This is a genomic window from Paenibacillus roseus (genome assembly GCF_016424485.1).
In the GTDB taxonomy this organism is placed as follows: Bacteria; Bacillota; Bacilli; order Paenibacillales; family Paenibacillaceae; genus Paenibacillus_D; species Paenibacillus_D roseus.
In genome coordinates this window covers 121,012-121,741 of the sequence record NZ_JAELUP010000097.1, presented here as the reverse complement: position 1 = coordinate 121,741, position 730 = coordinate 121,012, and the positions used below count along the sequence as shown (strand labels likewise).

Below are 730 nucleotides of genomic sequence, written 5' to 3'. Positions count from 1 at the left end.
GTTTGCATTCCCTGATAGCTCAGTTGGTAGAGCACTCGGCTGTTAACCGAGTTGTCACAGGTTCGAGTCCTGTTCGGGGAGCTTTTATGGAGAGGTGTCCGAGTCTGGTCGAAGGAGCACGATTGGAAATCGTGTAGGCGTCACAAGCGTCTCAAGGGTTCGAATCCCTTTCTCTCCGCCATTATACAAGGCCCGTTGGTCAAGGGGTTAAGACACCTCCCTTTCACGGAGGTAACAGGGGTTCGAATCCCCTACGGGTCACCAACATCCTTAAAAAAGCTTGACATTTAAATAAGAAATGTGATAAGATATTAAATGTCGGTTTTAATAAGGACGCTTAGCTCAGCTGGGAGAGCATCTGCCTTACAAGCAGAGGGTCGGCGGTTCGATCCCGTCAGCGTCCACCATATAAAGTAATTAACGACGCGGGGTGGAGCAGCCCGGTAGCTCGTCGGGCTCATAACCCGAAGGCCGCAGGTTCAAATCCTGCCCCCGCAACCAAAACCAATGTTTTACCATCGGAGTAAATCCGGGACTTATAATGTGGAGCTGTGGTGTAGAGGCCTAACATGCCTGCCTGTCACGCAGGAGACCGCGGGTTCGAATCCCGTCAGCTCCGCCATTATCATCATATGGCTCGGTAGCTCAGTTGGTAGAGCAGAGGACTGAAAATCCTCGTGTCGGCGGTTCGATTCCGTCCCGAGCCACCATGAAGCAGTACAATTGCATA

7 tRNA genes are annotated in these 730 nt (G+C 51.6%); all 7 read left to right on the top strand.

The features are described 5' to 3' along the window. Positions 1–8 precede the first annotated feature (8 nt). Positions 9–81, top strand: a tRNA-Asn gene (locus tag JFN88_RS16930). A gap of 7 nt (positions 82–88) precedes the next feature. After that, positions 89–181 (top strand) — tRNA-Ser (locus JFN88_RS16925). A gap of 8 nt (positions 182–189) precedes the next feature. Then, positions 190–264: transfer RNA gene (locus JFN88_RS16920), tRNA-Glu, on the top strand. Between the two features lie 67 nt (positions 265–331). After that, positions 332–407: transfer RNA gene (locus JFN88_RS16915), tRNA-Val, on the top strand. A gap of 17 nt (positions 408–424) precedes the next feature. Next, positions 425–501, top strand: a tRNA-Met gene (locus JFN88_RS16910). A gap of 44 nt (positions 502–545) precedes the next feature. Beyond that, positions 546–622 (top strand) — tRNA-Asp (locus tag JFN88_RS16905). A 12-nt stretch (positions 623–634) separates the two neighbouring features. Next, positions 635–710: transfer RNA gene (locus JFN88_RS16900), tRNA-Phe, on the top strand. Positions 711–730 lie beyond the last annotated feature (20 nt).